At 65.7% G+C, this 19,846-nt stretch carries 11 protein-coding genes and 2 pseudogenes; 5 read left to right on the top strand and 8 right to left on the bottom strand.

What is annotated here, in order from left to right; all coding sequences use genetic code 11:
* Positions 1-61 precede the first annotated feature (61 nt).
* Both mnmA and bcsZ read left to right on the top strand, forming a co-directional pair.
* Positions 62-1,198, top strand: coding sequence for a tRNA 2-thiouridine(34) synthase MnmA (gene mnmA / locus CBP34_RS18930; protein ID WP_094098931.1), 1,137 nt, complete (start codon positions 62-64; stop codon positions 1,196-1,198).
* Positions 1,199-1,215: 17 nt separating this feature from the next.
* Positions 1,216-2,481, top strand: a complete 1,266-nt coding sequence (gene bcsZ / locus CBP34_RS18925) for a cellulose synthase complex periplasmic endoglucanase BcsZ (RefSeq protein WP_236748469.1) — start codon at positions 1,216-1,218, stop codon at positions 2,479-2,481.
* Here the strand turns inward: bcsZ and bcsS are convergent.
* From bcsS to CBP34_RS18900, 5 genes and pseudogenes are all read right to left on the bottom strand, one after another.
* A complete protein-coding gene (gene bcsS / locus CBP34_RS18920; protein WP_094098929.1) occupies positions 2,478-3,209 on the bottom strand; it encodes a cellulose biosynthesis protein BcsS in 732 nt (243 codons plus the stop codon). The genes bcsZ and bcsS overlap by 4 nt on opposite strands.
* Positions 3,206-5,515, bottom strand: coding sequence for a cellulose biosynthesis cyclic di-GMP-binding regulatory protein BcsB (locus tag CBP34_RS18915; RefSeq protein ID WP_094098928.1), 2,310 nt, complete (start codon positions 5,513-5,515; stop codon positions 3,206-3,208). The genes bcsS and CBP34_RS18915 overlap by 4 nt, the downstream gene beginning before the upstream one ends.
* Positions 5,512-7,743, bottom strand: coding sequence for a UDP-forming cellulose synthase catalytic subunit (gene bcsA / locus CBP34_RS18910; RefSeq protein WP_157896513.1), 2,232 nt, complete (start codon positions 7,741-7,743; stop codon positions 5,512-5,514). The genes CBP34_RS18915 and bcsA overlap by 4 nt, the downstream gene beginning before the upstream one ends.
* Positions 7,744-8,228: 485 nt before the next feature.
* Positions 8,229-8,776: pseudogene (gene ssb, locus CBP34_RS18905) on the bottom strand (single-stranded DNA-binding protein).
* A gap of 118 nt (positions 8,777-8,894) precedes the next feature.
* Positions 8,895-10,081: pseudogene (locus CBP34_RS18900) on the bottom strand (MFS transporter).
* A 222-nt stretch (positions 10,082-10,303) separates the two neighbouring features.
* On the opposite strand from CBP34_RS18900, the gene uvrA reads away from it, so the two are divergent.
* Positions 10,304-13,363 carry an excinuclease ABC subunit UvrA gene (uvrA, locus tag CBP34_RS18895; protein ID WP_418134694.1) on the top strand — a complete coding sequence of 1,020 codons (3,060 nt, stop codon included), beginning with the start codon at positions 10,304-10,306 and terminating at the stop codon, positions 13,361-13,363.
* A gap of 95 nt (positions 13,364-13,458) precedes the next feature.
* Here the strand turns inward: uvrA and CBP34_RS18890 are convergent, their stop codons facing one another.
* Complete coding sequence (locus tag CBP34_RS18890) at positions 13,459-15,453, bottom strand: methyl-accepting chemotaxis protein (RefSeq protein WP_094098926.1); 1,995 nt, start codon at positions 15,451-15,453, stop codon at positions 13,459-13,461.
* A gap of 291 nt (positions 15,454-15,744) precedes the next feature.
* Between CBP34_RS18890 and CBP34_RS18885 the strand changes: the two genes are divergently transcribed.
* Both CBP34_RS18885 and CBP34_RS18880 read left to right on the top strand, forming a co-directional pair.
* Entirely contained in the window at positions 15,745-16,185 is a 441-nt protein-coding gene (locus CBP34_RS18885) for an acyl-CoA thioesterase (RefSeq protein WP_094098925.1), read from the top strand.
* 8 nt (positions 16,186-16,193) lie between these two features.
* The gene (locus CBP34_RS18880; protein WP_094099273.1) at positions 16,194-17,117 is read left to right on the top strand and encodes an EamA family transporter; all 924 of its coding nucleotides are present in this window, start codon (positions 16,194-16,196) and stop codon (positions 17,115-17,117) included.
* A gap of 315 nt (positions 17,118-17,432) precedes the next feature.
* Here the strand turns inward: CBP34_RS18880 and pyrF are convergent, their stop codons facing one another.
* Positions 17,433-18,257: an orotidine-5'-phosphate decarboxylase gene (pyrF, locus tag CBP34_RS18875; protein ID WP_086928459.1), complete on the bottom strand. Its 825-nt coding sequence runs from the start codon at positions 18,255-18,257 to the stop codon at positions 17,433-17,435.
* A gap of 322 nt (positions 18,258-18,579) precedes the next feature.
* Entirely contained in the window at positions 18,580-19,779 is a 1,200-nt protein-coding gene (locus CBP34_RS18870) for a phosphoglycerate kinase (protein WP_094098924.1), read from the bottom strand.
* Positions 19,780-19,846 lie beyond the last annotated feature (67 nt).

Genomic DNA, 19,846 nt, shown 5'->3' with positions numbered 1-19,846 from the left:
CAATAGCTACTATATTAATAGCACACCACGGTTGTATGGCGATAGCCGGATAATCCTGCGCATGAAAAAGCAACGCGTCGTGGTGGGCCTGAGCGGCGGGGTCGATTCCGCCGTCACCGCCCACCTTCTCAAGCAACAAGGCCACGAGGTGGTCGGCATCTTCATGAAGAACTGGGAAGATGACGACGACAGCGAATACTGCTCGTCCAACATCGACTTCGTGGACGCTGCCGCCGTGGCCGACGTGATTGGCATCGAGATCGAACATGTCAACTTCGCGGCCGACTACAAAGACCGGGTGTTTGCCGAGTTCCTGCGCGAGTACCAGGCCGGCCGCACACCCAACCCCGATGTGCTGTGCAACGCCGAGATCAAGTTCAAGGCCTTCCTGGACCACGCCATGCGCCTGGGTGCCGAGAAGATCGCCACGGGGCACTACGCGCGCGTGCGGCAGAACCCGGCATCGGGCCTGTTCGAGCTGCTCAAGGGGCTGGACCCGTCCAAGGACCAAAGCTACTTTTTGCACCGACTGAACCAGGCGCAGCTGTCCAAAACGCTGTTCCCCGTGGGCGAGCTGCAAAAGACCGAGGTGCGCCGCATTGCCGAGGAAATTGGCCTGCCCAATGCCAAGAAGAAGGATTCGACCGGCATCTGCTTTATTGGCGAGAGGCCGTTTCGCGAGTTTTTGAACCGCTACATCAGCCATGCACCGGGCCCCATCCAGGACGACCGGGGGCGCACGCTGGGCAAGCATGTGGGCCTGAGTTTTTACACGCTGGGCCAGCGCCAGGGCCTGGGCATTGGCGGCGTGAAGGCCAAGGGCGCCGAGCTGAAGGCGGCCCTGGACCGGGGCCAGCGCGGCGTGGGTGAGCACGCGCCCTGGTTTGTGGCGCGCAAGGATATGGAAAAAAACGTGCTGCGCGTGGTGCAGGGCCACGACCACCCCTGGCTGCTGTCACACCACCTCGATGCGCAGGATGCCAGCTGGTGCGCCGGCCATGCGCCCGCGCCCGGCGCCTATGCCGCCAAGACGCGCTACCGCCAGCAGGATGCGCCCTGCACGCTGGCGCAGACCACTGAGCAGGGTTTTCAGCTGGATTTTTCCGATGCGCAATGGGCCGTGACACCGGGGCAAAGCGCCGTGCTGTACGACGGCGATGTCTGCCTGGGCGGCGGCGTGATTGCGGGCATGGTGTGATGCCAGGCGCCACCTCAGTGTCTGCCGACGCAGGGGACTGCGGTGGCGGCGCTGTGTTGGCGCCCTTGGAGGGACAGGGCGCAGGCCTGCGCCGGCGCAGCCTGGCCGGGGCCGGTCTGCTGTGGCCGCTGCTGGCGGCAGCGGCGCCCCGCGCTGCACCGCAGGCGGCGCTGCCCTGTCCCGCCTGGCCGCTGTGGCAGGCCTTTGTGCAGCGCTTTGTCCAGGCCGATGGGCGGGTGATCGATGACCAGCACCAGACGCGCTACACCACGTCCGAGGGCCAGGCCTACGCCTTGTTTTTTTGCCTGGTGGCTAACGAGCGCGGTCGCTTTGATACCTTGCTGCGCTGGACCGAGCGCCACCTGGCGGACGGCGACCTGACGGCCCGCCTGCCGGGCTGGCGCTGGGGCCGGCATGACAGCGGCGAGTGGTCTTTGGTGGATGCCAATGCCGCCTCGGATGCCGACCTGTGGCTGGCCTATACCTTGTTCGAGGCAGCCCGGCTGTGGGACATGCCCAGTTACGGGCTGCTGGCGCAGGCGCTGCTCGCGCGCATCGAGGCCACTGAGCTGGTGCGTCTGCCCGGCCTGGGCTGGATGCTGCTGCCGGGCCCGCTGGGCTTTCAGACCGACGCGGCGCGCTGGCGTTTCAACCCCAGCTATTTGCCCGTGCACCAGTTGCGCTACTTTGCCAGCTTGCGCGCGGATAGACCCTGGCGTGAGGTGGCCGACAACACGCTGGCCATGCTGCGCGCCGTGGCGCCGCATGGTTTGGTGCCCGATTGGGTCGAATACAGCGAAGCGCAGGGCTGGCATGCCACGGCCACCAGCCCGGCGCTGGGCAGCTATGACGCGATTCGCAGTTATCTGTGGGCGGGGCTGTTGCATGGCGCCGACCCGGCCCGATCGCAGCTGCTGCGTTTGCTGGGCGGTATGCGCCGCTGGCTGGCTGCGGGCCATGCGCAGCCTCCGCAGAAGGTGCGTACCAGCGACGGCACTGGCACCGGGGTGGCGCCCCCGGGGTTTTCTGCGGCGCTGCTGCCCTATCTGCAGGCGCTGGGCGCAAAAGAGCAGCTGGCAGCGCAGTTGACGCGCGTGGTGCTCTCCACGCGTGCGGCGGGCGAAGGCCGCGCTGCCAACGGCTGCCCGGCATCGCGCTTTGCCACGGCCTTGCTGGGCCACCCACCCACCTATTACGACCAAGTGCTAGCCTTGTTCGGCCAAGGGGCGCTGGAAGGGCGCTACCGGTTCGGGCCCACTGGGGCGCTGCTGCCCCGCTATTAGCGCACCAGCGACGCAGACAGCCCGATGTAAGGGGTGCTTTTGCCATCTCTGGGTTTTGCCTGGCCCGCGTTGATCTCGAGAAACCAGCCTGCACCGATGGAGTGCCCGGCAAACAAGCCAGCTTGCTCGGTGCGGTAGTCCTTGCCCTGCGACAGGGTGGCCTCCAGCCCCACGCGCCAGGCGGTGTCTGCGGGTCGCCATCCCACACGGGCGCGGGCAAAGCGGCTGCGTGTGCCTGCGCTGTACGACGCCAGCATGTCGGCATCCCATTGGGGGGTGATCAGATAGCGGGCAGAGATCTGCGGCGTCAGCGTAATGCGGGTGCCGTGCTCGCCGCTCGCACGTACGGCATCGGGGCGCAGGCGCGTGTGGCGCAGGCCCACTGACAGCGCCACGTCGCCCTGGAGCCGGTCGCCATCCCAGGCATAGCCCCAGCCGGTCTCGAATCCCGCAGCGCCCGCGCGGGCCTGGACTGGCAGGCCTTGGACGTCGGTGTCGTAGCGGTAGGTCAGCCAGCTGGCGACGCTTTTGTGGAACCAGCCCTGACCCACGCGCGCGCCTTCCAGCGGGGCGATCTGCCCGGCATAGGTGTAGCTACCCGCCGAAGAGGCCTGGCTGCCGCCAATGAACAGTCTTTGCGTTTCCTGGCCCTGCGCCAGGCCGCCCGCGCACAGCAGCGCGGCCAACCATGCGTACCGAAGGGTGGTGGAGAGGGGGTGCAGTTTCATGCGGTGCTCTTGGATGGACGCGGGGTTTGCGCAGGCAGGTTGCGCCGCCGGTAACGCGCCAACACCGCGCGCGTCAGCCCCACCAGCGCGGCGATCAGGGACAACACGATCCCCAGGGACCACCAGGGATACTGCGAAACCAATAGCCCGACACTGCCGCGCAAAGTGTAGGCACTGAAGGGCATGTCCTCGGAGATCACTGCCCTGACGGGTTCTCCTGGTCGCCAAAATGCCATGCCCCCGCGCAATCGGGCCCATTGGCCATAGTCGATCACATCGTGCATACCCGCCTGTAGGTCGGCCGAGCTGGCCGCCGTGAACACAGTGAGGGGGTGATCGCCATCGAAAACGGTGGCAGCGATGGCATGGTGCGAAGGGGCATCGTCTAGCGTGACCTGGGCAGCCAGCACCAAGGGCGGCTTGGGCGCGGGCAGGATCAGCGCCTGTAGCTGCGACAAAGTGCCATTGGCCTGCATGACAGGCACTTTGACCGATTGCATCACCGGCACGTTCAGCACCAGCTGGTTTGCGCTGTTGAGCCCGGTGCGCTCACGCACCTGCTCGGGCAGGCGCTCCATCGTGCCCACCCAAAGCCGGTTGGTGGCTTTTTCGTCCGGGCCCACCTGGAACGATGCGCGCAGCAAGGAGGTGCGCAGCACCTGGGCCAGTTTGGCCATCAGCGTCAGGCCAGCCCCCACGGTGGCGTCCTCGGCATCGGTCAGCTGCACGGCCATGCCCTCGCCCAGCGGGGCGATCTGGGGATTGCGCCCGTCGCGGGCAAGCAGTCCCAGGTCGGGGCGCGTGAGCGGGCTACCGCCAAAGGTCTGCAGCGTGCTGTCGTCGTAAATCGTGGCGATCAGATTGCCCGGGAAGAAGGGTTTGCATTCGCCGCCGTTGGTTTGCGGCACCAGCACGGGCTGCAGTTCCAGCGTGTTCCAGCCCACGCGCAAGGAGCCGGTGGGCACGGTCACGGCATAGTTGGTGTACACCCCGCCGGCCGGGTTGTTGAGCGGTATCGAGCCGTGAACCACCCCATTGGCCACCACGTTCAGGGCCGATTGCTCTGACATGCCGCTGCCGTAGTTCAGGTGCAGGCGCAGCTGTACGCGCCCTTGCCAGCTGGAGTTCCAAAAGCGCAGCGTGGCGCTGCCGGTGGGCAGGCCGCTGTAGGTGGTGGTGGCGTATCCGAGCGCGCTCAACGGCTGCGCGTGCGTCAGCGCCTCCTGTGCATCGGTGGCCTCACGCAGCTCTTTCTGCGCTGGCAACTGCAGGTCGCGCACCGCCACCCATGTCCGGCCTGGCCAAGGCATGCGCTGCAGGGCAAAGGCAGTGGCTGCCACAGGAAGATCTGCTTCGGTGGCCGCGGCCAGCATGACGACAAAACGGGTGGGGTCCTCCGGCAAAGCGCGCACGGCCACCACGGGGCCGGCGTCGGTGGGCACACCCAGCCCCTGCAGGTACGTCGCCAGCTGGGCAAAAGTGCCCAGCACCACGCCCACCCGGGCTTGGGCTGGCAACGCGGCGCCCAGCTGCGCCAGCGCAGGCGGAAAACGCGCGCTGGAGATGCGCACCGGCACATAGTCGTAGCGGTGGCCCACCCCCTGGGCCACCAGCCCTGCCGCGCTGAGCACGGCACCCTCGGGTGCTTTGGCGGTGAAGACGCTGACCTGTGGCGCATCGGCGAGCACCGCCTTGTCGAACAAGGCGTCCAGCCGGTCGAGCCTGGCGGGCAGGGCCTTGGGCGTGGCCGAGACCACGAACTGCGAATCGCGTAGATGGATGTCGGTCCACAACTGCGAGGCCATGGGGTACTCGCAACTGGCAGCGTAGTGCTGTGCGACGGTGAGTTGCACCTCATTGAACCCCTCGCGCAGCACAGTCAGCGGGATGGGGATGGATTGGCGAAAACCCTCTGCCCCCCCGCCCAGGCCCAACTGCCGGATGACACGGCCATTGACCGCCACCTCCAGTTGCGACGACGCCGTCAAGGCGCGCGATGCCGTGCCCGACAACTCCAGCCGCACCTCCTGCGCCTGCATCAGCGCGGGCAGGGGCAGCGACAGCTTCATGCTGGAGGCCACGCCTGCAAGTCGCACGGATTTGTCATTGCCTGTCAGCTGTGACAGCGCAATCGTGAATGGAGCAGCCTCCGTTCGCTCACGCGTGACTGCCGGAGTCAGGTCACGCAAGGGCTGGCTCTGCGCCATGGCCCACGGCGCCAGGGCCATGGGCATTACAACAACGGCGAAACGGGTCGCTATCCAGGCATGGCGATGGATGAAAGTAAGCGCTGGGGGATGCATCATGGAGAATTTTTTGGGGATAGCAGAATGCGCATGGCTGCACGCGTGCGAGGAGTTTGCTGTCGCACCAGAAAGACCAAATGGCCAAGGCCATTGGTGAGTGCAAAACGAACAACGGCCAGCAGTCCACCCAGCACACTTCGGCCCGCGTGCCGGCGCTGGTTGTTTTTGACCAAGGTTTCGCTGGAGCCGAAGGCCAGGTCAATGGCCAGGCGTTCCTGGGCCGCAGTACTGTGGCTGTATTTCAGTCCAAGGCTCAACTCTTCACCACTGGTGCGCCTGCACGATTGAAGGTGGCCCTGCAGCTTGGCAGACCGGTTGAGCAGGGTAATTTCCACGGGCATGCCTGGTGATACCACCGGTGCCGCATCACCGGGTGCGAGCCGCAGCCGCACCGCGAGGCCGGATGCGGAGGCGTTGTGGGTTGACCCATCGAACACCCTGCCGTCGATTTGCATCCGCACGGGCTCCTCAAGGCGCAGCCTGGGTTCCGAGCGCAACTGGCGTCGCTCGAAAGTGATGCCCAGCACGCCCAGCAGCAGCACTGCGTCCAGTACGGCCCAGAACAGCACGAAGCCGATGGCCCCCACGTTCCAGGGTTCACTCGACAGGCGCAGCGCTCCGAAGACCAGCCCCAGGACGTTAAGGATCAGCAATAGGTAAAACGGCCAGGCCAGCGAGGAAATGAAATTCTTGCTGAGCACCTCGCCCTTGGGCGTCACCTTGAACGATGGCGAGCGCGGTTTGCGTACCACCTCCGCCAGGCCCTGCAGCACATAGACCGACTGCACGATTTCGTACAGCTGCGACATGAAGGGCCAGCGCACGCGGCCGTAGAAAAACTGGGTGGACACCAGCGATGCCACCAGCGCAGGCACCGAATAAGCCAGCAGTTGCACGGCCGTGGTGTCGCACAGGTTGATATCGAACAGCAGGTAGGCCGGCGGCGCCAGCAGCATCACCACCCGGGCGCCGGCAAAGCCCCAGTAGAAGGCGAAATTGGTGTACAGAAGGCGCTGCGTGAATGTCAGCCGGGGTTGCTTCCAAGGGTTTTTCAGCAGAAAAATCTGCAGCATGCCCTGGCCCCAGCGCACGCGCTGCACGATGAAGCCCGAATAGGTTTCAGGCTGCAGCCCCGAGACCATGGGCCGGTTGTAGTAGGCCGACTTGTAGCCCAGCGACAGCGCATCCAGCGTGGTTTCGGCATCTTCGGTGATGGTCTGCCCCGACACGCCGCCAAGCTGGTCGATGACGCTGCGCCGCAGCACCGCCGCCGAGCCGCAGAAGAACGACGTGCCCCAAAAATCCAGCCCCGGCTGCATCACGTCGTAGAACAGCTCGTTCTCGGCGGGAGAGTTTGCAAAGGTGTCCAGATTGCGCTCCACCGGATCCGGACTGACGAAGTTGTGCGGGGTTTGCAGCACAAAAAGCTGGGGATCAGTCAGAAAAAAACCCACCGTGCGTTGCAGAAAATCGGCGGTCGGAATGTGGTCGCAGTCCAGAATCAGCAGCAACTCACCCTGCGTGCTCGACAGTGCGCTGTTGATGTTGCCCGCCTTGGCGTGCAGGTTGCGTTCACGGGTGAGGTAGCCAGCGCCAAACTGGTGTGCGATGGCCTTCAGTTCGAGAGCACGCTCTCGTGCTGCTGCCGCTTTGGCGGGGTTCTCGTCATTGAGTTTTTGGATGGTACCGCCATCGTCCAGCACATATACATGCAGCTTGTGGCGCGGGTAGTGCATTTGGGTAGCGGCAATCACCGTCGGCCTAAGGATGTCCGGGTCTTCGTTGTAGGTGGGAATGTAGACATCCACATGCGGCAATGCATCTTCGTCATCAGGCAACGGAATCGAATGACGTACAAACGGCTCGCTATTGATGAAAAAACCAAACAGCATGTTCACAAATCCGTAGCCCTCGGCGGCAAACAGCAGCAGGCCGCACACCATGGAGAGCAGGCCAAATTGCATGGGCAGCGAATCGGTGGCACGCCAATGCATGTAGCGCAGCGACAAGAAGGCGCACAGCATGATGATGGTCAGCCGGACAAGGCGCTTTCGCCGGGGGTCGTGTACGCGGCGGCCAAGCCAATAACATCCGCCCAGCACCGCCAGCAGCGCCAACGAAATCAACACCTGCGCGTGCTGCGTGGTCGGGATTAGGGCCAGGTAAATAAACGCGGCCACGGACAAGCACCAGAACACCAGTTCAATGCGCCGGACATGGGTGCTCAAAAGCGTGTGAAAGAAGGAGGCAGGGAGCTTTTCAGCCTGCATAAAAAGCCGCAATGAAGTAAGAAGAGCGAAGTTTTTGGTTTTTGAGCGAATGGCGCTCCAAAGGCGGGTTCGTCAGAAAGGCGGGGCAGGACTGCGGCTATGTTTGCTGCCTGGTTTTTGCTACAAATTGTGGGATGTGCTGGATAGATAAGAGGTGATTTTCGGGCTATTGAGTTCGAACTGTTACTTTTTCTGATAGATAAAAACTATATAGAGCAGAAGAAAAACCCGGAATCTGTTGGCAATTGGCCGGTAAATGGTTTCATGCGTCCCACAAACTTCGCGACAGGTAGTCTCTGTTGCCGCGGATGCAGTGACGTCGAATGCAGAAAGTCCCCCTGTTCATCTCTGGACTCTGACGTACCCAGGCGGCGAGCACAAAAAAAGCCCGCCTCCTCTCGGAGAACGGGCTCGGTATCAACAAAAACGCAACGAAGTTCGTTTTAGAACGGAATGTCGTCATCCATATCGTCAAAACCCGACGCAGCGCGTGGCGCCTGCGCCACGGGGGCCGGCGCGGGCTGGGGTGCGGGAGCTGCGGGCGTTGCTGCATGGGTGCGGGCGCGGCGCGGCGTGGGGCCTGGTCGTAGCCGCCGCCGGCGTCACCGCCATAGCCACCGCCGTCGTCATGGCCGCCACCCTGGCCGCCCATGCCCTGGCGGCCGCCCAGCATCTGCATCTGGTCGGCGCGGATTTCGGTGCTGTATTTCTCGATGCCGGCCTGGTCGGTCCACTTGCGGGTGCGCAGGCTGCCTTCCACATACACCTGCGAGCCCTTGCGCAGGTATTGGCCCACGATTTCGGCCAGGCGGCCGTTGAAGACCACGCGATGCCACTCGGTGGCTTCCTTCATTTCGCCGGTCTGCTTGTCTTTCCACTTGTCGGTGGTGGCAATGGTCACGTTGGCCACCTGGTCGCCACTGGGAAAGGTGCGCATTTCAGGGTCGCGGCCCAGGTTGCCGACGATGATGACTTTGTTGATGGATGCCATGGTGCTGTCTTTGCCTTCAAAGGATGAAAAGCGCCGGATGTGAGGGAATTCCAGGCGCCAAAAAGATGCATTGTGCCGCAACCGGGGGCGGCGCCAACCCCTGCGGCAATGCAGTATTTCAGTGCCCGCCGCCGGTGTTGCGGCCCACGGGGCGCAGGGGCCAGGTCAGTACCAGCCACAGGGCGGTCAAGGCGGCGGTGGTGGCAAACAGCCCGGGGCGCCGGCCCATTTCACCAGCGCGCCGCCCAGTGCGCCGCCGGCAAACAGCCCCAGCGACTGCAGCGTGTTGTAGCTGCCCAGCGCTGCGCCGCGCACGGGCGCCGGCGCCATGCGCGACACCAGGCTGGGCTGGCTGGCCTCCAGTGCATTGAAGCCACAAAAGAACAAGAACATCAGTGGCCCCAGCACCCACAGCGTGGGCATGGCGCCGCTGACCGCCAGCACCCCCAGGCCCACCTGCACCAGCAGCACCAGCGCAATCGCGCCCAGCAGGGCGCCGCGCAGGCGCCCGCGCCGCTCCAGCGCAAACAGGCCGCCCATGGCCCCAAAAGACAGCACCACGGCCGGCAGATACACCTGCCAGTGGTGGTCTTTGGTAAGCCCGGCCTGCACCAGCATGGCGGGCACGGCCACCCACATCGACAACTGCACGGTGTGCAGCACGAACACGCCCAGGTTCAGGCGCAGCAGATCGGGGTTGCGCCACACATCGGCCACGCTGCCGCGCGGTGCGTTTTTGTGCGCGGCCGACTCGGCCGGCACCCACCACAGCACCACGGCCACACCCGCCAGCGCCAGCGCGCAGGTCAGGCCAAACAGGCCGGCCAGGCCGATATGGGCCGTCAGCAGCGGGGCGGCCACCAGCGCCACCGCAAACATCAGGCCGATGCTGCCACCCACCAGCGCCATGGCCTTGGTGCGCACGGCGTCGCGCGTCTGGTCGGCCAGCAGGGCCGTGACGGCCGCCGACACGGCCCCGGCGCCCTGCAGCGCGCGGCCCAGCAGCAGCCCGGTGAGCGAATCGGCCAGCGCCGCCAGCAGGCTGCCCGCCGCAAACACCAAGAGGCCCAGCACGATCACGCGCTTGCGGCCGAAGCGGTCGGAGGCCATGCCCAGCGGCAGTTGCAGCACGGCCTGGGTGAGGCCATAGATGCCCATGGCCAAGCCCACCAGCGCGGGGTCGTCACCGCCGGGGTATTTGCGTGCTTCGAGGGCAAACACCGGCAGCACGAGGAACAGGCCCAGCATGCGCAGCGCAAAGATCAGCGCCAGGCTGATGCTGGAGCGGCGTTCCAGCGGCGTCATGGCCGTGGCGGGGGCGGCAAGGGTGGGCGAAGGGGTTTGGGGGGCACGGTAGTGTCTGACACGCTCAAAAGGGCCGTTTGGCCCAGGGGGCCGAGGCAGCAGAAGCGATAAAGCATTCGATTGTCCGCGATCTGCGCGCGGGGTACCTGGGCGGCGCCCCCATGGAATGCCCCGCGTCACTATCATGGTAGGTTTTTCTGCTTTTCTGGCGTGCGCCCCACTGTGAACCCTTCCCTTCCCCAACGTTCTGCTGACGATCAGCCTTCTGGCCCCTCGGGCCCCTCGGGCCGTTACCTGGGGCATGCCCTGGCGCAGGCACGCATCAGCATCCGGGGGGCGCGCACGCACAACCTTAAGAACATCGACCTGGACATTCCCCGCAACCAGCTGGTGGTGATCACGGGGTTGTCGGGCTCGGGCAAATCCAGCCTGGCGTTTGACACGCTGTATGCCGAGGGCCAGCGGCGCTATGTGGAGAGCCTGTCGGCCTATGCGCGGCAGTTTCTGGGGCGGCTCGATAAGCCCGATGTCGATCTGATCGAAGGCCTGTCGCCAGCGATTTCCATCGAGCAGAAGGCCACCAGCCACAACCCGCGCTCCACCGTGGGCACGGTGACCGAGATCCACGATTACCTGCGCCTGTTGTATGCCCGCGCGGGCACCCCGTTTTGCCCGGACCATGGCCTGCCGCTGGCGGCGCAGACCGTGAGCCAGATGGTGGACGCAGTGCTGGCCCTGCCCGAGGACACCAAGCTCATGATCCTCGCGCCCGTGGCGCGCGAGAAGAAGGGTGAGTTCACCGAGCTGTTTGCGCAGATGCAGGCGCTGGGCTATGTGCGCTTTCGCGTGGACGGCCAGATCGTCGAGCACGAGAACCTGCCCGCGCTCAAGAAAACCGAGAAACACAACATCGACGTGGTGATCGACCGCCTGAAGGTGCGTGCCGACATGCAGCAGCGCCTGGCCGAGAGCATCGAAGCCGCCTTGCGCGTGGGCGGCAACGAGGGCAATGGCCGCGTGCTGGCGCTGGAGATGGACACGGGCCAGGAGCACCTGTTCAGCGCCAAGTTCGCCTGCCCGGTGTGCAGCTACTCGCTGGCCGAGCTGGAGCCGCGCTTGTTCTCCTTCAACTCGCCCATGGGCGCCTGCCCGGCGTGCGATGGCATCGGCCAGCGCGAGGTGTTCGATGCGGCGCGCGTGGTGGGCTTCCCCAGCTTGAGCCTGGCCAGCGGCGCCATCAAGGGCTGGGACCGGCGCAACGGCTACTACTTTGCCATGCTCGAAAGCCTGGCCAAACACTACGGATTCGACATCGAAGCCCCGTTCGAATCGCTGCCCGCGCCGGTGCAGCACGCCATCCTGCACGGCTCGGGCGAGGAAGAAATCGCGTTCAGCTACATCATGGACAGCGGCGCCTCCAAGGGCAAAGCCGTCGTCAAAAAGCATGCGTTCGAGGGCATCCTGCCCAACATGGCGCGCCGCTACCGCGAGACCGACTCGGTGGTGGTGCGCGAAGACCTGGCCCGCTACCGCAGCACCCAGCCCTGCCCCGAATGCCACGGCGTGCGCCTGCGCCGCGAAGCCCGCCATGTGAAGCTGGGCGAGGGCGAGCAGGCCCGCGCCATCTATGAGGTGAGCCACGCCACGCTCAGCGCGGCGCACGCCTGGTTCAACGACTTGAAGCTTAGCGGCGCCAAGGCCGAGATCGCCGACAAGGTGGTGCGCGAGATCGCCACGCGCCTGCAGTTTCTGAACGACGTGGGCCTGAGCTATTTAAGCCTGGACCGCAGCGCCGAGACGCTCAGCGGTGGCGAGGCGCAGCGCATCCGCCTGGCTAGCCAGATCGGCTCGGGCCTCACGGGCGTGATGTATGTGCTCGACGAGCCCAGCATCGGCCTGCACCAGCGCGACAACGACCGGCTGATTGCCACGCTGCAGCACCTGCGCGACATTGGCAACAGCGTGATCGTGGTCGAGCACGACGAAGACATGATGCGCGCCGCCGACCAGGTGATCGACATGGGCCCCGGCGCCGGCGTGCACGGCGGGCGCGTGATGGCGCAGGGCACGTACGACGAGGTGCGCGCCAATGCACAGTCGCTCACCGGCCAATATCTTTCGGGCGCGCGATCGATTGCCGTGCCCAGGCGCCGCACCCCCTGGCTGCCGGTGCTGGAGCAGGCCGCGCCCGTGGTGGAGGCCAAAGCCAAATCGCGCTTTCCGCAAACCGAAGCCAGCAAACGCCGCGCCGAGCGCATGGCCGAGCACCACGCGCGCCAGGGCGCCGTGCAGGCCCTGCGCGTCGCGGGCGCCACGGGCAACAACCTGAAGAACGTAACGGTCGACTTCCCCGTCGGCCTGCTCACCTGCGTGACGGGCGTGTCGGGTTCAGGCAAGAGCACGTTGGTCAACGACACGCTGTACAAAGCCGTGGCCCGCCAGCTCTATCGCGCGCACGACGAGCCCGCAGCGCACGAAGAGATCGTGGGCATCGAATACTTCGACAAGGTCATCAATGTGGACCAGAGCCCCATTGGCCGCACGCCGCGCAGCAACCCCGCCACCTACACGGGCCTGTTCACACCCATCCGCGAGCTGATGGCCGAGGTCAACACCGCCAAGGAGCGCGGCTACGGCCCCGGGCGCTTTTCCTTCAACGTGGCCGGCGGCCGCTGCGAGGCCTGCCAGGGCGATGGCGTGGTGAAGGTGGAGATGCACTTTCTGCCCGACGTGTATGTGCCCTGCGACATCTGCCACGGCCATCGCTACAACCGCGAAACGCTGGAAGTGCTGTGGAAGGGCAAAAACATCGCGCAGATCCTGGAGCTGACGGTGGAAGACGCAGCCGCCTACTTCAAGGACGTGCCCACCATCGCGCGCAAGCTGCAGACGCTGCTGGACGTGGGCCTGTCGTACATTCGCCTGGGTCAGAGCGCGACCACGCTCTCGGGCGGCGAGGCGCAGCGTGTGAAGCTGGCGCAGGAATTGAGCAAACGCGACACCGGCCGCACGCTCTACATCCTCGACGAGCCCACCACCGGCCTGCACTTTGCCGACATCGACCTGCTGCTCAAGGTGCTGCACCAGCTGCGCGACGCGGGCAACACCATCGTCATCATCGAGCACAACCTGGACGTCATCAAAACGGCCGACTGGCTTATCGACATGGGCCCCGAAGGCGGCGCGGGCGGCGGCAGCGTGGTGGGCGTGGGCACGCCCGAGGAACTGGCCGCCAACCCGGCCAGCCACACGGGGCAATACCTCGCGCGCTATCTGGCGTGAGGGCAGGCGGCTGCATCCAGCAGCCTGCCACTACCGGGTCAAGGAGAATTTGTGGTCAAAACAGCCTTTAGCGCTTATCCAGCAAGCGCAAGCAGCTATTGAATTTGCAGTGATGGCCGTGCGCGCTGCAGCGTTGCCTGGCCCGGGCGGTTGCCGCCAAATTCTTCTTCCAGCTGGAACACCGACACCACCTGCACCAGGTCTTGGGCCTGACTCTTGAGGCTGCTGGCGGCGGCGGCCATTTCTTCCACCAGCGCAGCGTTTTGCTGGGTGACCTGGTCCATCTGCGTCACCGCCTCGCCCACCTGGGCCACGCCCAGCGACTGCTCGTGGCTGGCTGCGCTGATCTCGCCCACGATGTCGGTCACGCGGCGGATGGCGCCCACCACCTCGCTCATCGTGGCGCCGGCGCGGTCCACCAGGGCGCTGCCCTGGGCCACGCGCTCCACGCTGGCGCTGATGAGCGACTTGATCTCGCGCGCGGCCTCGGCGCTGCGCCCGGCCAGGCTGCGCACTTCGCTGGCCACCACGGCAAAGCCCCGGCCCTGCTCGCCGGCGCGGGCGGCTTCCACGGCGGCGTTGAGCGCCAGGATGTTGGTCTGGAAGGCAATCGAATCGATCACGCCGATGATGTCGGCGATCTTCTGCGACGAGGCGTTGATGCCGTGCATGGTGTCCACCACCTGCGCCACCACCTCGCCGCCCTGCACGGCCACGGTGCTGGCGCTGGCAGCCAGCTGGCTGGCCTGCTGGGCGCTCTCGGCGTTCTGACGCACGGTGGCGTTGAGTTGCTCCATGGACGCAGCGGTTTCTTCGAGCGCGCTGGCCTGGCTTTCGGTACGGGCCGACAGGTCGGTGTTGCCCTGGGCGATCTGGATGCTGGCGGTGGCCACGCTCTCCGAGCCGCCGCGCACATTGCGCACCACGTCTGTGAGTTGCTGGCGCATCTGCAGCAGGGCCGCCAGCAACTGGCCGACCTCGTTGGTGCCGTGGGCGATGGGGCCGCCGCTCAGGTCGCCCTGCGCCACCGCGCGTGACAGCTGCACGGCCTGCGCCAGCGGCTGCGTCATGGAGCGCACGAACACCAGGGCCATGCCGGTGGTGAGCGACAGCGTTGCAACCAGGGCCACCGCCACCCACAGCAGGCTTTGCTGCAGATCGGCCACACGGTTGTTCAAGGCCTGCGTCAGGTTGCCTGCGGCCTGCGTGTTGAGTGCATTGAGCGCTTCGATGGTGCGGGTGAAATGGTCGAAATAGTCCTTGGCCGGGAGCTTGAATTCGGTGGCGTTGATCACCTCGCCCTCCAGCAGTTGCAGCGACTGCGTGATCAGGCCCTGCAGCTCCTGGGTCTTGCCCCCCAGCGATTGGCGAAACTGCGGGTTCAGCTCCAGCGCCCGGTCAAAACTGCGCATCGTTTGCACCTGCAGCTCGGTCACACGCTGGCGCAGCATCAACAGCTGTCCCTTGTCTTGCGCGGGCAGCTCGCCGCGCCCCAGAAAACCCGAGCCCTGTGCGCGCAGCACACCCAGTTTTTCGCCCAGCATCGGCGCATGCACCAGCGATGCCTGGATCAACGCATGGGTGTCTGCATCGGGGTCGGTTTCCAGGCCGTAGGCGTGCAGCAGGCCCTCGTTGATCAGCATGATGGAGGCAATGAGTTGCGTGTGCTGCGCCGTGCTTTGCCCAGACTGCAGGCTGCGTGCGGCCACGGCCTGCTCCAGCGTCTTCCAGGTCTGCTGGGCCTGTGCCCATGCGCTGGTTTGCGCGGCGGGCACCTGGGCGGCGGCAAAGCTGGCCGCCACTTCGCCCATGGTCTTTTCCAGGGCTTCGCGGGCGGCAGGGCGGCGTGCCGCCAGTGCCTCGTCACCGCCCAGCATGCCCGCAGACAGGCCCCGATGCACCTGCATCAGCTGCACCACCTTGTTCAGCACCAGCGCGGGCGCTGCGCCTACGGATTCATGCCGCGCCGCCGCAATCGACTGCAGTGATTTGCTTACGTAAAGGAACATGGGCAGGGCGCTCATCATCAGCCCAATGGTTCCCAGGATCATGAATTTATGCAGCAGGCCAAGGCGGTGGAGGAGAGACATGGCAAAAGGCGCACAGGCGCGCAGGTCGTGAGAAAACACAAAGGCCGAACCGGGATGTCGGCTACGTTCAGACTGCAAACCCATGCGGAGCCTCACAATCTGTAACGCAATGTACGGACACTCGCGCAAGGTGGTTTTGACTCAAATCAAGTTATGACGGCGGCGTGTCGGGGGGTCCGTGGCCCACGACCGTGTGGGGTGTCTGCCAGTTGGATGGGGGCTGGGGGTTGTCTGGCGGGTGCAGGGGCTGGTGAATAATGACCGCCGTCCCTTTCGTGGAGATTCCCCGGCATGCATTCCATCACCTTGCGCTTTCTGGCCGCCAGCGCCGCGCCTTCAGCATTCGGTCGCATTCAGGGCGGAACGGTCTTGCTCTGGGCCGACGAAGCCGGCCTGGCCTGCGCCAGCGCCTGGGCGCACTGCGCCTGCACGACGGCCTTTGTCGGCAGCACGAGCTTTCTGCGGCCCGTCCGCCACGGTGATCTGGTGGAGGTGGAAGCCCGCCTGGTCTACACCGGCAGCAGCAGCATGAGCATGGCCATCGAGGTGCGGGCTGGCAGCATCCAGAGCGGGGAACTGCAGCCCGTGACCCATTGCGTGGCGGTGTACGCGGCCGTGGATGACGAAGGCCAGCCCCGTGCGGTGGACGCCTGGACGCCCGAGACCCCCGGCGACATTGCACTGGCCCAGCGCGTCAAGGGCCACATCGACGCCGAACACGCTGCCCAGTGAGCAAACCCATGGCGCCTCTGGCAGGGCCCATGCGGGCCCGTGATCTTCTGGCCGCGTTGGCGGTGGTGCTGCTCTGGGGCGTGAACTTTGTGGCCATGAAATGGGGCTTGCGCAGCTTCACGCCCTTTCAGTTGGGCGCCTTGCGCTATTTGTGCGCGGCCGTTCCCCTGGTGCTGCTGGTGCGGGCGCCGCGCCTGCACTGGCGGTGGGTGCTGCTGTTTGGCAGCTTCCAGGGCGTGGGGCAGTTCGGCTTTTTGTTTGTGGCACTGCAGATGGGCATGACGGCCTCGCTGGCCAGCGTGCTGCTGCAGACGCAGGTGTTCTTCACGGCACTGTTCGGTTTTGCGGTGCTGCATGAGCGCCCCGGTCGGCCGCTGGTGCTGGGCCTCATGCTGGCGGGCTTGGGGCTGCTGTGCTTTGCCATGAACTATGTGCAACCGGGCGATGTCGTGGCCGGCACCACGCTGGCCGGCCTGCTGCTGACACTGTGCGCAGCGGCCTGGTGGGCCGCGTCGAACATCGTTTCGCGTCTGGCGCAGCAAGCCTCGCCGGGCTACGACCCCTTCTCGTTCGTGGTCTGGAGCAGTCTGGTGCCGGTGCTGCCCTTCACCCTGCTGTCGTTCTGGCTGGACCCCGATGCGAGCCACTGGCTCGATCCTGCCGCCTGGGCCGCAGTGCCGCTGGTGGCCTGGCTGTCACTGGCGTACCTGGGATGGGCCGCCACGGTGCTGGGCTACGGGATGTGGACCACCCTGCTCACGCGCTACCCGGCCAACCGGGTGGCGCCCTTCAGCCTGGGCGTTCCGCTGGTCGGCATTGCCGCAGGCATGGGGGTGCTGGGCGAGGCCATCACGGCCTGGCAATGGGCGGGCGTGGCCTGCGTGGTGCTGGCCCTGGTGTGCGTGGTGCTGGGGCCGCGCCTTGGGCGTTAAACCTAGAAACGGCAGTTGACCGCTTCGTATCCTTGGCCAAGCCGCATGAAATCGACGTTTGACGGCTTCGATGGCGTTCTTCTTGTGAGTGAGAGCGCTATGCACCCGCCAGCACCGCGCTCGGTGCGCCATGCGGCGTTGCTCCTCCTTGCGGGCATGAGCCCGCCGCGTCGTCCCGCCTTGCCTGGCACCCCGATCACAGCACCGGCAGACGCATCCAACTACCGTTTCTAGGTTAATAGGCCTGCAGCGCTTGTCTGCAAAGTGCAAGCAGCTATTTATTGAATAGCAAATACGCTGAATGGCTGTTGCGTGTCAGCCGCACGCTGCCTGCAGCACGGCGCGGGTGCGCAGCGCTTCATGGCGTGCGGCGGTGGCGAAATCGTCGCCGCCCGACGCATACAAAATGGCTCGGGATGAGTTCACGATGATGGGGCCATCAGCGCGCAGACCGGCCCGCACGGTGGCCACGGCATCGCCGCCCTGTGCGCCCACGCCGGGGATCAGCAGGGGCAGCGTGGGTGCAATGCTGCGCACGCGCTCGATTTCCTGGGGGTAGGTGGCGCCGACCACCAGGCCGAGCTGGCCGTTTTTGTTCCAGGGGCCTTGCGCCAGGCGCGCCACATGCTCGTAGAGCAGGGGCTGGCCTTCGATGCTGGCCAGGCGCTGGTTTTGCAGGTCGTCGCCGCCGGGGTTGGAGGTGCGGCACAGCAAAAAGGCGCCCTTGCCGTGGTAGGCCAGATAGGGCTCGATGGAATCAAACCCCATGAACGGCGAGAGCGTGACCGCGTCGGCGCCATAGCGCTCGAAGGCCTCCTTGGCATATTGCTCGGCGGTGGAACCGATGTCGCCGCGCTTGGCGTCGAGGATCACCGGCACCTGGGGCGCGTTGCAGCGCATGTGCTGCATCAGGCGTTCGAGCTGGTCTTCGGCGCCATGGGCCGCAAAGTAGGCAATCTGGGGCTTGAAGGCGCACGCCACGTCGGCCGTGCTGTCGACAATCGCGGCGCAAAAGTCGTAGATCTTGCGCGGGTCGCCACGCAGGCCGGCGGGAAACCGGGTGGGTTCAGGATCCAAGCCCACACAGAGCATCGAGTTGTTCTGGGTGGATGCATCGCGCAGCATGTCGAGAAAGGTCATGGGGCGCAATTTTAGGCGGCGCCATGGAGGGCACGAAATGCCCATGAAGAACGCCCATGAAAAAAATGGCCCCCACGCTCCACCGCTGCGCGGGTCGCTGCCCCCCGAGGGGGCGCTTTTCATCTTGGGGCGGCCCGGCGATGAAAGATGGCCCCCACGCTCCACCGCTGCGCGGGTCGCTGCCCCCGAGGGGCGCTTTTCATCTTGGGGCGGCCCGGCGATGAAAAAAGGCCGTCGAAACGGCCTTTGCCTGAACGCCCCTGCGGGCACGCAGCGGCGATTCCTGGAACGCGGTCCGCCTGCGGGCAACCGGCACGCGCCTTCAGAATGCGGTGGCGGCCCGCTTTTCGAGAATTTCGAACGCCGGCAAGGTCTTGCCTTCAAGCACTTCGAGGAACGCGCCACCGCCGGTGGAGATGTAGCCCACCTGCTGCTCGATGCCGTATTTGGCAATGGCCGCCAGCGTGTCGCCGCCGCCGGCAATGCTGAATGCGGGCGATTGCGCAATGGCCTGGGCAATCGTGCGCGTGCCATTTTCAAAGGCCGCAAACTCGAAGACGCCCACCGGCCCGTTCCATACGATGGTGCCGGCCGATTTGAGCTGCGCCGCCAGCCGCGCGGCGGTTTCGGGGCCGATGTCCAGGATCAGGTCGTCCTCGGCCACATCGGTGGCGGCCTTGATGGTGGCGGGCGCATCGGCCGCGAAAGTCTTGGCGGTGACCACGTCGGTAGGAATCGGCACTTCGGCGCCGCGCGCCTTCATGGCGGCCATCACCGACTTGGCGGCGTCCAGCAGGTCGGGCTCGGCCAGACTCTTGCCGATGGGCAGGCCGGCAGCCAGCATGAAGGTGTTGGCAATGCCGCCGCCCACGATGAGCTGGTCCACCTTGTCGGCCAGGCTCTGCAGGATGGTGAGCTTGGTGGACACCTTGGAGCCCGCCACGATGGCCGCCAGCGGGCGCTGGGGGTGGGCCAGGGCCTTGGTCAGGGCGTCGATTTCGGCCGACAGCAGCGGGCCGGCGCAGGCAATGGGGGCGTACTGCGCGATGCCATAGGTGGTGCCTTCGGCGCGGTGGGCCGTGCCAAAGGCGTCGTTCACGAAGATGTCGCACAGGGCGGCCAGCTTGCGGGCCAGCTCTTCCTTGTTCTTCTTTTCACCAACGTTGACGCGGCAGTTTTCGAGCAGCACCACCTGCCCCGGGGCCACGGTCACGCCGTCCACCCAGTTGGCGAGCAGCGGCACGTCGCGGTCGAGCAGCTCGGACAGGCGCCGGGCCACGGGGGCCAGCGAGTCTTCGGGCTGGAACGCGCCTTCGGTGGGACGGCCCAGATGGCTGGTCACCATGACGGCGGCGCCTGCGTCCAGGGCCATGCGGATGCACGGAATCGAGGCGCGGATGCGCGTGTCTTCGGTGATGTGGCCGGTGGCATCCAGCGGCACGTTCAGGTCGGCGCGGATGAAAACACGTTGGCCTTGGACTTTGCCCTGGGCGCACAGATCGGAAAAACGCAAGATGTTCATGGAGGTGGGCGTCAGCGGTTGGGAGGGAATGGAATGAGGGCCACCATTCTAGTGAGCGAGCCCTTCG

It is taken from the genome of Acidovorax carolinensis (assembly GCF_002157145.1).
Lineage (GTDB): Bacteria > Pseudomonadota > Gammaproteobacteria > Burkholderiales > Burkholderiaceae_C > Acidovorax > Acidovorax carolinensis.
This window is presented reverse-complemented; position numbering and strand designations above follow the sequence as displayed.